At 59.4% G+C, this 12,399-nt stretch carries 13 protein-coding genes and 1 pseudogene; 12 read left to right on the top strand and 2 right to left on the bottom strand.

Annotated elements, in window-relative coordinates:
• From ACLTXB_RS17650 to ACLTXB_RS17635, 4 genes and pseudogenes are all read left to right on the top strand, one after another.
• Positions 1-284 (top strand): annotated as a pseudogene (locus ACLTXB_RS17650) (hypothetical protein); the annotation flags it as partial.
• Positions 285-345: 61 nt separating this feature from the next.
• Positions 346-1,083 carry a 5-oxoprolinase subunit PxpB gene (gene pxpB, locus ACLTXB_RS17645; protein ID WP_040648755.1) on the top strand — a complete coding sequence of 246 codons (738 nt, stop codon included), beginning with the start codon at positions 346-348 and terminating at the stop codon, positions 1,081-1,083.
• Positions 1,080-2,021: a biotin-dependent carboxyltransferase family protein gene (locus tag ACLTXB_RS17640; RefSeq protein WP_040648758.1), complete on the top strand. Its 942-nt coding sequence runs from the start codon at positions 1,080-1,082 to the stop codon at positions 2,019-2,021. The genes pxpB and ACLTXB_RS17640 overlap by 4 nt, the downstream gene beginning before the upstream one ends.
• Positions 2,022-2,046: 25 nt before the next feature.
• Positions 2,047-2,868, top strand: a complete 822-nt coding sequence (locus ACLTXB_RS17635; protein WP_428227846.1) for a putative hydro-lyase — start codon at positions 2,047-2,049, stop codon at positions 2,866-2,868.
• Between the two features lie 48 nt (positions 2,869-2,916).
• On the opposite strand, the gene ACLTXB_RS17630 is transcribed toward ACLTXB_RS17635, so the two are convergent.
• Together ACLTXB_RS17630 and ACLTXB_RS17625 are read right to left on the bottom strand one after the other, a co-directional pair.
• On the bottom strand, positions 2,917-3,753 hold the full coding sequence (locus tag ACLTXB_RS17630) for a TrmH family RNA methyltransferase (protein WP_008979911.1): 837 nt from the start codon (positions 3,751-3,753) through the stop codon (positions 2,917-2,919).
• Between the two features lie 101 nt (positions 3,754-3,854).
• Positions 3,855-4,775: a diacylglycerol/lipid kinase family protein gene (locus tag ACLTXB_RS17625; RefSeq protein WP_008979912.1), complete on the bottom strand. Its 921-nt coding sequence runs from the start codon at positions 4,773-4,775 to the stop codon at positions 3,855-3,857.
• A gap of 224 nt (positions 4,776-4,999) precedes the next feature.
• On the opposite strand from ACLTXB_RS17625, the gene ymfI reads away from it, so the two are divergent.
• The 8 genes from ymfI to ACLTXB_RS17585 all read left to right on the top strand — a co-directional run bounded on the left by ymfI (position 5,000) and on the right by ACLTXB_RS17585 (position 12,163).
• Positions 5,000-5,749, top strand: a complete 750-nt coding sequence (gene ymfI / locus ACLTXB_RS17620; RefSeq protein ID WP_110441268.1) for an elongation factor P 5-aminopentanone reductase — start codon at positions 5,000-5,002, stop codon at positions 5,747-5,749.
• A gap of 164 nt (positions 5,750-5,913) precedes the next feature.
• The gene (locus ACLTXB_RS17615) at positions 5,914-6,996 is read left to right on the top strand and encodes a putative glycoside hydrolase (RefSeq protein ID WP_428227845.1); all 1,083 of its coding nucleotides are present in this window, start codon (positions 5,914-5,916) and stop codon (positions 6,994-6,996) included.
• Between the two features lie 311 nt (positions 6,997-7,307).
• The gene (locus ACLTXB_RS17610; RefSeq protein ID WP_428227844.1) at positions 7,308-7,622 is read left to right on the top strand and encodes a hypothetical protein; all 315 of its coding nucleotides are present in this window, start codon (positions 7,308-7,310) and stop codon (positions 7,620-7,622) included.
• The gene (locus ACLTXB_RS17605) at positions 7,622-9,574 is read left to right on the top strand and encodes a V-type ATP synthase subunit I (protein WP_428227843.1); all 1,953 of its coding nucleotides are present in this window, start codon (positions 7,622-7,624) and stop codon (positions 9,572-9,574) included. The genes ACLTXB_RS17610 and ACLTXB_RS17605 overlap by 1 nt, the downstream gene beginning before the upstream one ends.
• A 15-nt stretch (positions 9,575-9,589) precedes the next feature.
• A complete protein-coding gene (locus ACLTXB_RS17600) occupies positions 9,590-10,114 on the top strand; it encodes a V-type ATP synthase subunit K (RefSeq protein WP_020989452.1) in 525 nt (174 codons plus the stop codon).
• Between the two features lie 19 nt (positions 10,115-10,133).
• On the top strand, positions 10,134-10,823 hold the full coding sequence (locus ACLTXB_RS17595) for a V-type ATP synthase subunit E (protein ID WP_008979918.1): 690 nt from the start codon (positions 10,134-10,136) through the stop codon (positions 10,821-10,823).
• Positions 10,824-10,840: 17 nt separating this feature from the next.
• Complete coding sequence (locus ACLTXB_RS17590; protein WP_428227842.1) at positions 10,841-11,839, top strand: V-type ATPase subunit; 999 nt, start codon at positions 10,841-10,843, stop codon at positions 11,837-11,839.
• A 9-nt stretch (positions 11,840-11,848) separates the two neighbouring features.
• Positions 11,849-12,163 (top strand): V-type ATP synthase subunit F, encoded by a 315-nt coding sequence (locus tag ACLTXB_RS17585; protein WP_428227841.1) that lies wholly within the window; start codon positions 11,849-11,851, stop codon positions 12,161-12,163.
• The last annotated feature ends 236 nt before the right edge of the window (positions 12,164-12,399 follow it).

Below are 12,399 nucleotides of genomic sequence, written 5' to 3'. Positions count from 1 at the left end.
CCAAGTATGAGCGCCAGTTTGTGGTTGGCTTCATCGCCTTCTCCACCCTGATGATGGTCATCGTGGGCAACGCTGCTGCCCTGCTCATCATCGCCGGCGCCTTCAACGGCCTGATCCTGCCTGTGACTCTGGGCGTGATGCTCTTTGCCGGTCACAAGACCCGCATCGTGGGCACCGAGTACAAGCACCCCATGTGGCTGACCGTCCTGGGCGCCATCGTGGTCGTGATCGCTCTGTACTCCGGCATCCAGGCTGTCCCCGGCATCCTGAAGCTGTTTGCTTGATTGACGACACTTGGCACGCCCGCTTAGGCGGGCGTGCCAATCACACAGAAAGGAGCCTGCTATGGCAGACGTAAAATTCCTCCTTACCGGGGACACCTCCCTGTCGGTGGAGTTCGGCAACGAGATCAGCACTGAAATCAACGCGAAGATCCGTGCCTTCAACATCGCCTTGGAGAACAGCAAGATCCCCGGCATCGTGGAGACAGTACCTACCTACCGCTCTCTTATGGTCCACTATGATCCCAGCGTTATCCGCTATGAGCCTCTGGTGAAGCGTATGAAGGGCCTGCTGGGTCAGCTGGACAAGATCCAGATTCCCCCCAGCGACGTGCTGGAGATTCCCGTGCTCTACGGCGGCGAGGCCGGTCCTGACCTGGACTTTGTGGCCGAGCACGCAGGCAAGACACCGGAGGAGGTTATCAAGATCCACACCTCCACCGAGTACCTCATCTATATGCTGGGCTTCACCCCCGGCTTTACCTATCTGGGCGGCATGGACGAGTCCATTGCCACTCCCCGCCTCAAGCAGCCCCGGGTAAAGATCCCCGCCGGCTCCGTGGGCATTGCCGGCTCTCAGACCGGCGTGTATCCCATCGACTCCCCGGGCGGCTGGCAGCTCATTGGTCTGACTCCGGTGCGGATGTACGATCCCGACCGGGCCGAGCCCATCCTGCCTAAGGCCGGCGAGTATATCAAGTTCTATTCCATTACCAAGGCGGAGTTTGACGAGATCGCCGCCCAGGAGGCCGCCGGCACCTATGTGTGCAAGCGTCATCCCAGAAAGGAGGGGGCGAAATGAGCATTACCGTATTGAACCCCGGTCTGCTGACCACGGTACAGGATATGGGCCGTGTGGGCTATCAGCAGTTTGGCGTGTCGGTGTCCGGCGTCATGGACCCCCGCTCTGCCGCCATTGCCAACATCCTGGTGGGTAACCCCGAGGATGAGGCGGTGCTGGAGTGCACCATGATGGGCCCCCAGCTCCTCTTTAACCAGGCGGAGACCATCGCCATCACCGGCGGCGATCTGATGCCCACCCTGGACGGTCAGCCCATGCCCACCTATCGGGCGGTCACTGTCCAGGCCGGTCAGGTGCTGCGTTTCCAGGCCCCCAAGACGGGCTGCCGCTGCTTTATTGCCTTCACCGGCGGATTGGATATCCCCGAGGTAATGGGCAGCCGCTCTACTTACATGAAGGCCAAGATCGGCGGATATCAGGGCCGCAAGCTCCAGAAGGACGACGTGATCGGCTTCCGGGCTCCCGGTGTACCCAAGAACCTGAATATCCGCTGCATGAGCCCCGAGTTTATCCCCCGCCCGGTGTACACCCTGCGGGTGGTGATGGGTCCTCAGGATGACGCCTTTACCCAGCAGGGTCTGGACACCTTCCTGAGCGAGACTTACTCGGTGACCAACGAGTTTGACCGTATGGGCTGCCGTCTGGATGGCCCCGTCATCCAGCACGTCACCGACGGCAACATTATCTCCGACGGCATCGCCTTCGGGGCCATCCAGGTTCCCTCTGAGGGCAAGCCCATCATCATGCTGGGCGACCGTCAGACCACCGGCGGCTACACCAAGATCGCCAATGTCATCTCTGCCGACTTCCGGCTGCTGGGCCAGCTGAAGGCAGGCGACAAGGTAAAATTTGAAAAGGTATCCATCGGCCAGGCCCAGGATGCTCTGCTCAACCAGCGGGCCGCTCTGAAGACCCTGCGTCACGCTCTGGACGGCTGATACCTGTAAATAAGGAGGAGTTCCCATGGCTTTTGATATTACCCCCTATATCGACAAGTCCCCCGCTGAGGTCCGCGGCCTGATCCGCCAGGGCGTCATCGACTTCCCCACTGCCGGTATGTGCCGGGGCTATGCCCAGGCCAATCTGGTGATCCTCCCTCCGGAGTACGCCGCCGACTTTGAGGAGTTTACCAAGAAGAACCCCTTCCCCTGTCCGGTGCTGGAGATCATCAAGGGTACTCCCGAGACCCACGCCATGGGCGAGGGAGGCAACATCTGCTCCGATATCCCCCGCTACCGCATCTATGAAAGCGGTGTGTTTACCAAGGAAATCACCGATGCCTCCGAGTATTGGAAAGAGGGCTATGTGGGATTCCTCATCGGCTGTTCCTTCTCCTTTGAGGAGGCGCTGATGGCTGCCGGAATTCCCGTACGCCACATTGAGCAGGGCTGCAACGTGCCCATGTTCAAGACCAACATCCAGACCGTCAAGGCTGGTCCCTTCGAAGGCCCCATGGTGTGCTCCATGCGTCCCATGACTCCGGAGCAGGCCCAGAAGGCCTACGACATCACCGTGAAGATGCCCAACGTCCACGGCGCTCCTGTCCAGATCGGCGATCCGGAGAAGGTGGGCGTCAAGGACGTGATGAAGCCTGACTACGGTGATCCTGTGGAGATCCGGGAGGGCGAGGTGCCTGTGTTCTGGCCCTGCGGTGTCACCCCCCAGGCGGCGGTGGAGAATGCCAAGCCCCCCATTGTCATTACCCACGCCCCCGGCCATATGTTTATTACCGATATCCTGAACACCGAGCTCAACGACTATCTGGAAGCCCAGAAGAATAAGTAAGCACAGAAAATGCCCGCGGCAGACGCCGCGGGCATTTTTGTTGTCCGTTTAGTTTTTCTCTCTGGCACGCAGCTGCCAGAAGATGACCGCTCCGGCAGCGGCCACATTGAGAGAATCCACGCCGTGGTACATAGGAATCCGGGCGGTGTAATCACAGTGGGCAATGGTTTCCTCACACAGGCCGTTTCCCTCCGAGCCCAGCACAATGGCCAGCTTTTCCGCATCGGCCAGGACCGGGTCTTCAATGGAGATGGAGTTGTCCGTCAGCGCCATGGCTGCGGTGGAAAAGCCCAGAGAGCGCAGGGTGGCGATTCCGGGCTGTGGCCACTGAAAGGCATCCCCATGCAGCCAGGTCCAGGGGATCTGAAAGACGGTGCCCATGCTCACCCGCACCGAGCGGCGGTAGAGGGGGTCACAGCAGGAGGAAGAAACCAGGACTCCGTCCATCCCCAGAGCGGCGGCAGAGCGAAAGATGGCGCCGATGTTGGTGGAGTCGGTAATGTTCTCCAATACCACCAGACGCCGGGCACTGCGGCAGATCTCCTCAGGGCTGGGAAGGGGAGGACGGCGCATGGCGCATAACATTCCCCGGGTCAGCTCATAGCCGGTCAGACGGGCCAATACATCCCGCGGGGCGGTATAGATGGGGATGTTGTCCCACGGAGGGGGGAGGAGCTGTGTCAGTGCGGGGAGGTGTCTGGATTCTGTCAAGCAGGAGAGAGGCTGGCAGCCTGCTTTGAGGGCACAGGAGATGACCTTGCCGCTCTCAGCGATGAAGATCCCTTTCTCAGGATCCCGCTGACTGCGCAGCTGGGCGTGGGTGAGCTGGGTATAGGGGGCCAGCTCTGGGGCGGAGAGGTCGCTGATTTCTATGATATGAGCCATATGGGCCTCCTGAGTGGTTCAAGATGTTCTCATTATAACACAACGGCACAGAGCAGGCAAAAAAAGACGGCGGGATGTCCGCCGTCTTTGAGAAGAAAACCTTATTCGTTGACCGCCTTGTCGTGGGACGGACCCTGAATGATGTGAAGGGCCTGGCGGTGGTTGCGTACCACGTTGACCTCCTGGCTGCCCCCGTATTCCCCGTCGATGGTCCAGGGGATGGGCTTATCGCAGGTGAATTTCAGGTCTGAGGCGTGGAAGGAGATCAATGCGCTGCCAGTGGTGGCAGGAGCCTGCCCCAGCAGAGACTGAAGCGCGGCGCCCACTTCAAAAATGTTCACCGGCTTTTTCACCAGAATGACCTCGAAAAGTCCGTCGTCCAACTCCACCCGGTCGGTGGGCAGGTTTTTCATGCCGCCAACGGAATAGGTGTTGCACACCATGCCGTAGAAGAAGTCGTCCTCCAGGGTGTTGCCGTCATACTCCACCTTGATGTGGTAGGGGGCGATGGAGGGGATGGAGGCGATGCCTGCCATGACATAGGCCAGATGTCCGAACGTGTTTTTCAGATCCTGGGGCGTATCGTAGGCCACCTCAGTAAAGGCGCCGAAGGCGGCGACATAGACAAAGGGGCGCTCGTTTAAGGTGCCGATGTCCCAGGCCAGAGGTGGGATGTCGCTGCCGGCCAGGGCGGCTGCCTTTTTATAGACCCGAGGAATATGGAGGGTGGTGGCGCAGTCGTTGGTGGAGCCGGCAGGAATATAGCCCAGAACGGGCGGGGACTCCAGTGCCATCAGCCCGGCGGCCGTTTCACTCAGGGTGCCGTCGCCTCCGCAGCAGACGACCCGGTCAAACTGAGAGCCCAGTTCCCGGACGATACGGGTGGCATCTCCGGGCTGTTGGGTGGGGTAGGCGGTGACCAGCCAGCCCTCTTTGGTGAGGGTGTCCAGGATGGGGGACAGGTGGCCTGCCGCGCCTCCCTTGCCGGAGGTGGGATTATAGAGAAACAGAAGGTGATTCATAGGATACATACCTCGAAGAAAGAGATAAAACGGGAAAAAAGCCCAAAAAAATTTAGTTCAATCGAGAATATTATAGATGGCGGGCGGAAAAAAGCAAGGAGGAAATGTAAAATCTTTATGAAATATATATACAGCGGGAGAAAGAGCGGAATCGGCAGAAAAGGGTTGCATGGCAGGGGTAAAATGATTAAAATGTGGGCAGAAAAGGAAAAGGAGCTGGATGTATGGAGCAGGAGAGAAGGCCGGCTGTGCTGATCACCGGGGCGTCCCGTGGAATTGGTGCGGCCTGCGCCCGGCGGTTTGCTCAGGCGGGCTGGAATGTAGGAGTTAATTACTGCCGTTCCAGGCAGCAGGCCCTGGAGCTGGTAGAGGAATTGGAGAAGCTGGGCGTCCGGGCCGCAGCGCTGCAGGGGGATGTGTCCCAGTCGCAGCAGGCCGCGGCGCTGGTGGAAGAGGCCCAGCGGGAGTTTGGAGCTCTGGATGCGCTGGTTTGTAACGCCGGGGTGGCCGGAGTCCAGGCTCTGCTGACCGATTTGACCGATGAGCAGTGGCGCTGGACTGCCGGGACCAATCTGGATGGCGTGGTGTATACCATGCGTGCGGCCATCCCCGGGATGGTGCGCCGTCAGAAGGGAAGCATTGTTACCATATCGTCTATGTGGGGCCTTACCGGCGGCTCCTGTGAGGCGGCATATTCTGCTGCCAAGGCAGGGGTGATTGGTTTGACCCGAGCCATGGCCAAGGAACTTGGCCCCTCTCATATTCGGGTCAACTGTGTGGCGCCGGGTGTGATCGATACCGATATGAACGCCCACCTCTCGTCCCAGGATATGCAGGCTCTGGCGGAAGAGACCCCGCTGGGGCGGATCGGTCGGCCGGAGGACGTGGCGGAGGGAGTCTTCTTCCTGGCCAGTGCCGCAGCCGACTTCATCACCGGACAGGTGCTGGCAGTGGATGGCGGAATGGTGATTTGAAAAAAGAGGACATTTTGGGAGAATGGGGAAAAAGAGCGAAAAAACTTAAGAAAATCATGAGAATTGTCCGGTTGTCATGGAATAAAAAGGTTGCTATAATATTCACATCGTAATTACAACATCGGGCTTGGTCCCGACAACAGAATGTGGAAGGAGGCAGTGCCGTGCGGCGGTCTCAATTTGATTATCATTCCTATCGCGGGCGTAAATCGGCCAGCTTTTGGCTGAAATGGATCGCCCTTGTGCTGGCAATCCTGGTTGTGCTGGCAGTGGCGTTCCTGCTGTGGGGACAGAAATATATCTCCTATACCGATGATGGGCTGCGGGTGGACCTGCCCTTTTTCCAGAGTGAGCCCAAGCAGCCCGATGTGAGCGATCTTGATGTGATCGACCAGGATCCCGGCAGCGACTCTTCTGACCAGGGAGATACCTCTCAGCCCCAGGAACAGGAGCCTCAGGAGAAAACTTCTGCCAACGGGGTGAATGTTTCTCTGGCCTCCATTCTGGATGGAAGCGCCGCCCAGCAGGTTCAGCAGCAGGGCGGAGACAGCGTCGTGGTGGACATGAAAAACGACCAGGGACAGTTGGGGTGGAAGAGCCAGCAGAGTCTGGCTTCTGCCGTACAGTCCGAGGCTCAGGATGATCAGGTCAATGAGAAGCTGAAAAGCTGGAATGAGGGCGATGTGTACACGGTGGCACGGATGTCCTGCTTCCGGGACGAGGCGATTGGAGGCCAGATGGCCTATACCCTCCAGACCACCAGCGGATACCGCTGGAAGGATGGAGATGAGATGCACTGGGCTGACCCCTCCAACCAACAGGTTCAGGATTATCTTATTGGACTGATGACGGAACTGGCCCAGATGGGCTTTGACGAGATCGTGCTGGATCACTGCGGCTATCCCTCCCAGGCGGACGGCCTGCTGAGCAATATCCAGTATGGGGACCAGTCGGCCTCCCAGGTGATGGATGATTTTCTGGCAAAGGCAGCTCAGGCTCTGGAGCCCTACGGGACGACTCTGTCTCTGGCAGTCAGCCAGGAGCAGGTCAGCGGCCAGGATACCAGCTCCGGACTGACAGCCCAGAATATCAACCAGTATGGACAGCGCATCTGGATCGCCGGTGAGGAGCAGGCGGTGCTGTCCACCCTGACTGCGGCGGGCATCGAGACGCCCCAGCAGCGGCTGGTACTGTATGTGGAACAATTCAGCCAAGACAGTACAGTCAGCCAGGCGCTCCTGTCCTAAAATGTCACATGCGAAATAAAAACCGCCCATTTCTACGGAAATGGGCGGTTTTTTGCAGCTGTGCAGGGAGTAGGATTCATACAAAATGCGCAAACTGTAAAAAAACGTGCAATAAGCAACAAAACCGGAAGAGAAAGGAAAGAAAAGACTGGAAAAAAGGCCTAGAAATGAAAAAGGGAGGGATTGGACCGTGAAGGGGAGGGGAAAATGTGCTTGCAATTCTGTGCGATTTCGCCTAAAATCAGAGCTAGATATCAAATGTGTTTCAAGAACAAAATATCGCACAACGAAACAACAGGGTGGTGATTGATATGGCAGTGGAAGAGATCAAGAAAGTGGCCCAGCTGGAGCAGGAAATGAAACAGCGCAAGGAGGCCGCTGTGGCCGAGGGCAAGCAGCGAGTGCTGGAAGCCCAGCGTCTGGCCCGCCGTCAGTTGGAGGAGTCCCGTCAGGAGGCGGAGCTCCAGGTCCGGCAGATGATGGCCAAGGCAGAGGCGGAGGCCGCCCAGTGGACCTTGCACGCGCTGAAAGACGCCACGCAGGAATGCGAGGAGTTTAAAACAAAAGCCCGGGGCCGGCTGGACCAGGCCGCGGCGTTCATTGTGGAAAAGGTTGTGAATAGCTGATGGCAATCGTCAAAATGAAGGGGCTGCGGCTACTGGCCATGCGCAGCGACCGAGAGGCGCTGCTGGAGCTGCTGCAGGGGATGGGCTGCGTGGAGATCGACGAGCCCGACCAGGACCCCCAGACCTGGCAGGGGCTGCTCTCACAGCTGGGGAGCCAGACGCTCTCCCGGCCCGACGGGCAGGCGCTCTCCCAGGCTCGGGAGGATCTGCAGGCGGCCCAGCGTGCTCTGGCGGTGCTCAAGCGGCACGGAGATAAGGGAAGAGGCCTGCTGGCACCCCGCCCAAGACTCACCCGGCAGCAGCTGTTTGACGGGGAGGAGCAGGGAAAACAGGCGGTGCAGCAGGTCCTGGAGGCCGACCGCCAGCTGGCTGCCCTGGAGGCCCAGCACAGCAAGCTGCTGACCCAGCGAGCCGCTCTGGCCCCTTGGCTGGAGCTGAATATCCCTCTGGACACGGCCTCCACCCAGGAGATGGTGGTGCAGTTTGGCACCGTCACCGCGGGTGTGGAACTGGAGCAGGTGCAGCGGGCGGTGGAAGGGGCCAGCGAGTTGGCCCAGCTCACCCAGGCCAATGTGGACCGGGATGTGCGCTACTGTCTGCTGGTGTGTCATACCAGCGCCCAGGAGGAAGTGCTCCAGGCGCTGCGGGACTTTGGATGGTTCCGGATGAACCTGTCCGGCTGGACCGGAACTGCAAAGGAAAACGATCAGCGCATTGCCCGGGAGTTGGAGCAGAATGAGCAGGAGAGCGCTCAGGCGGAGCAGCAGCTGGCCCAGCTGACCAGTTTGGCCGAGCCCATCCGTCAGGCCGCCGACCGTGCTTCGGTCCGCATTAACCGGGAAGAGGGGCGCAGCCGCCTGCTGGATACGGAGAAGACCTTCCTGCTGGAGGGCTGGGTGCCGGCCGAGAACTGGCCCCAGCTGGAGAGCCAGCTGAAGAATTACCCCTGCGCCTGGGAGCTGCGGGATCCCACCGAGGAGGAATACCCCAAGGTGCCCGTGAAGCTGAAAAATAACTGGTTTACCCGGCCTCTCAGCATGGTCACCGAGATGTACTCTCTGCCGGCCTACAACGGGCTGGACCCCAACCCCCTGATGGCCCCCTTCTTCATCCTGTTTTACGGGATTATGATGGCCGACATGGGGTACGGGCTGCTGATGATGATCGCCTCGGTGGTGGTGCTGAAAAAGTCTCGTCCCCGGGCGGGTATGCACAACTTCTTTGCCCTGCTTGGGCTGTGTGGTGTGAGTACCTTTATTATGGGGGCTTTGACCGGAGGATTCTTCGGCGACTTTATTTCTCAGCTCCTGAAGCTTATTAACCCGGAGAGCACCTTTGTCTGGTTCTGGCCCACTCTGTTTACTCCCCTGGAGGATACCATGATGATCCTGGTGGGAGCCATGGCTCTGGGCTTTGTCCAGATCCTGGTGGGTATGGCCATCAGCTTTGTGAAAAAGCTGCGCCGGGGCCAGGTGATGGATGCCATCTGGGAGGAGGTCACCTGGTGGGTGGTCTTTGCCGGACTGGCTCTGGCCATTCTGGGTGTGACCAATCTGGTGATTATTCTGGGTGGCGTGATGGTGGTGGCCGGACCTATCCTGACGGAGAAGGGCTTTGGCAAGATCACCGGCATTTTCGGCTCCCTCTATAACCATGTGACGGGTTATTTTGGCGACATCCTGTCCTACTCTCGTCTTATGGCCCTGATGCTGGCAGGCAGCGTCATTGCTCAGGTGTTCAATACCCTGGGTGCCATCCCGGGGAATGTGGTGATCTTTATCATCATTTCCATGCTGGGCAATGCCCTTAACTTTGCCCTGAACCTGCTGGGATGCTACGTCCACGACTTGCGTCTGCAATGTCTGGAATACTTCAATAAGTTCTATGAGGATGGAGGCAAGCCCTTCCGTCCCATGAAGCTGGATACCAACTACTATGATGTGGTGAAATAAAAGGAGGACAACACAATGGATATGAATCAACTGATTGAATTGCAGCAGAGCGCAACGTTCCTGGGCAGCATCGGTGGTTTGGCCCTGGCCCTGCTGGGCGCAGGTCTGGCGGCGGTGCTCAGCGGCATCGGCTCCGCCAAGGGAACCGGCATCGCCGGTGAGGCGGGCACCGGCCTGCTGTGTGAGGACCCCAGCAAGTTTGGTAAGGTCATGATCCTTCAGGTTATCCCCGGCACCCAGGGCCTGTACGGCCTGGTGGTGTGGTTCTTCGCCGTGTTCCGCATGGGCCTGCTCTCCGGTACTCTGCCCGAGCTCACTGTGGCTCAGGGTATGCAGTACTTTGTGGCCTGCCTGCCCATGGCGCTGGGCGGCCTGTTCTCCGCTATTGCTCAGGGCCGTGTGGCTGCCGGCTCCATCAACATTCTGGCTAAGAAGCCCGATGACTGGTCCAAGGGCATGGTGCTGTGTATTACCGTAGAGTTCTACGCCATTCTGTCTCTGCTGGCCTCCATGCTGATGATCATCAACATCAGCGCCTGAGCCGGGAAAGGAATGCGCTATGGACGGAATTGAAAAAATCACGGCCCGGATCCAGGCCGATGGTCAGGCAGAGCTGGACCGCCTGAAAGAGGATGTCCGGCAGCAGCTGCAGACCATCCACACCCAGACCCAGGACCAGGTGGACCGGGAGCGGCAGGACATCCTCTCCCGGGGCGAGAAGGCTGCCGCCGAGCGCCTGGAGCGGCTGAAATCTGCTGCCGAGATGGAAAAGCGCAAGCTGGCTCTGGCGGCCAAGCAGGAGGTGCTCTCCGAGGCCTTTGATAAGGCTCTGGAGCAGTTGTGTGCTCTGCCCGATGAGCAGTACATCCAGCTGCTCACCCATCTGGTGCTTCAGGCGGTGTCCACGGGCAAGGAGCAGCTGGTATTCTCCCCCAAGGACCGCAACCGTATTGGCAAGCAGGTGGTGGTGGCCGCCAACGAGGCCCTGGTGAAGAACGTGGCCCCTGAGCTGCCTGAGTCCATTACCGACTCCAAGGTGGGCGCTTTTGTGGGCAAGCTGGTCAACAGTGCCACCGCCCAGATCACCGGCACCGGCCTGCTGTCCCTCTCGGAGGAGACCCGGAACATCCGGGGCGGCTTCATCCTGGTGGACGGTCCCATCGAGGTCAACTGTGCCTTTGAGACTCTGGTGCGGCTGCAGCGGGAGAAGCTGGAAAAACAAGTGGCTGACATTTTGTTTGAAGCCTGAGAGTGAGGAGGGATACCTTGTCTCACATCAAAGATACCGACTACCTGGGCATCTCCACCCGGATCCACGCCATGGAAAACCGGATGCTGACCCGGGAGCGGATGGACCGGATGATCGAGGCCCGGGACGACGCCGAGGCCCTGAAGGTCCTCTCCGAATGCGGCTATGCAGGCGGGGAGACCATAGAGGTCCAAAACCTGGAGCAGGTGTTGGCCGCGGAGCGGGCTTCCGCCTTTCGGGAGATCCGTACCGCTCTGCCTGACACCCGCATCGCCGATGTATTTCAGATCAAGTATGATTACCACAACGCCAAAGTGCTGGTGAAGGCACAGGCGCTTGGCAAGGATGGGGAGCGGTTGCTCCTGTCCGGAGGCCGATATGATTCCAAAGAGCTGCTGGAGGGCTGGCGCAAGGAGGAGCTGAGAGGACTCAGTGACGCCTTCCGCACTGCCCTGAAGCAGGCTCAGGAGACTCTGGCCGCCACCAAAGACCCTCAGCTGTCCGACTTGGTGCTGGACCGGGCCTGCTATGAGGAGATGGCCCAGCTGGCCAAGGATACCGGCAGCAAATTTCTGCAGGGTTACGTCTCTCTGAGCGTGGACGTAGCCAACCTGCGTACCGCTGTGCGGGTCCACCGTATGGATAAAGGCAGCGACTTTTTAAGCCAGGTGCTGCTGCCCGGCGGCAGCGTCTCTCCACGGGCCATTGCCGCCCAGCGGGGCGAGGAGCTCTCCAGCTTGTTCCAGGCCGGGCCTTTGGCCGCGGCGGCAGAGCTGGGAAGTAAGCTGGCCCAGCCGGGAGCGGGAGCCCTCACCGCCTTTGAGCGGGAGTGTGACAACGCCCTGACCGCCTACCTGGAGGCCGCCCGCCGGGTGCCCTTTGGGGAGCAGGCAGTCATTGGCTACCTGTACGCCAAAGAGGCAGAGCTCACCGCCGTGCGTACCATTCTGGCTGGCCGTCGGGCCGGGCTGAGCGGGGAGCGCATCCGGGAGCGGCTGCGGGAAACTTATGTGTAAGGGAGGTGGATGGACATGTATCGCATTGCGGTGATCGGTGACGCGGACAGCGTGCTGGGCTTTCAGACCCTGGGGCTGGAGGTGTGCCCGGTAAACAGCGCGGACGAGGCGCGGCAGGCCATCCACCGGATGGCTCGGGAGAACTACGCCATCCTCTACCTTACCGAGCAGCTGGCCGCTCAGCTGAAAAGCGACATCGCCCGTTACCAGGACGCGGTCACGCCTGCTATCATCCTGATTCCTGGGAAGGAAGGTTCTCTGGGTATCGGTATGGCCAACGTGAAGAGCGCCGTGGAGCGCGCTGTGGGTGCCGATATTCTCTAACCGCTTTCTTGTAAGAAAGCTCCTACTTTTCTTGAAAGAAAAGTAGGCAAAAGGACTTCCTGCAAAACTCTGTTTTGCTTCGGCCCTCGCCTGAGAGAGGGGGGGAGCAGGAAGTTTGGCACTCATCTGGATAAAACTCAGCGTGAAATGAAATTTCACGCATCGGAAATTTTTGCGCCGCTTTTTATAAAAAGCGGATGGGGTCCTGGGGCAAAGCCCCTGGCGAAGAAAGAAGG

The sequence above is a fragment of the Flintibacter sp. genome, assembly GCF_046973065.1.
Note: the sequence above shows the minus strand (reverse complement) of the source record. Positions and strands in the feature narration are given on the sequence as shown.

What these genes read in the sequence shown, in the direction of transcription:
- ACLTXB_RS17605 (WP_428227843.1), top strand. Translation starts at nt 7,622, where the DNA reads ATGGCAATCGTCAAAATGAAGGGGCTGCGGCTACTGGCCATGCGCAGC.
- ACLTXB_RS17625 (WP_008979912.1), bottom strand. Translation starts at nt 4,775, where the DNA reads ATGAATCACCTTCTGTTTCTCTATAATCCCACCTCCGGCAAGGGAGGC.
- ACLTXB_RS17595 (WP_008979918.1), top strand. Translation starts at nt 10,134, where the DNA reads ATGGACGGAATTGAAAAAATCACGGCCCGGATCCAGGCCGATGGTCAG.
- ymfI (WP_110441268.1), top strand. Translation starts at nt 5,000, where the DNA reads ATGGAGCAGGAGAGAAGGCCGGCTGTGCTGATCACCGGGGCGTCCCGT.
- ACLTXB_RS17610 (WP_428227844.1), top strand. Translation starts at nt 7,308, where the DNA reads ATGGCAGTGGAAGAGATCAAGAAAGTGGCCCAGCTGGAGCAGGAAATG.
- ACLTXB_RS17600 (WP_020989452.1), top strand. Translation starts at nt 9,590, where the DNA reads ATGGATATGAATCAACTGATTGAATTGCAGCAGAGCGCAACGTTCCTG.
- ACLTXB_RS17585 (WP_428227841.1), top strand. Translation starts at nt 11,849, where the DNA reads ATGGACATGTATCGCATTGCGGTGATCGGTGACGCGGACAGCGTGCTG.
- pxpB (WP_040648755.1), top strand. Translation starts at nt 346, where the DNA reads ATGGCAGACGTAAAATTCCTCCTTACCGGGGACACCTCCCTGTCGGTG.
- ACLTXB_RS17630 (WP_008979911.1), bottom strand. Translation starts at nt 3,753, where the DNA reads ATGGCTCATATCATAGAAATCAGCGACCTCTCCGCCCCAGAGCTGGCC.
- ACLTXB_RS17640 (WP_040648758.1), top strand. Translation starts at nt 1,080, where the DNA reads ATGAGCATTACCGTATTGAACCCCGGTCTGCTGACCACGGTACAGGAT.
- ACLTXB_RS17635 (WP_428227846.1), top strand. Translation starts at nt 2,047, where the DNA reads ATGGCTTTTGATATTACCCCCTATATCGACAAGTCCCCCGCTGAGGTC.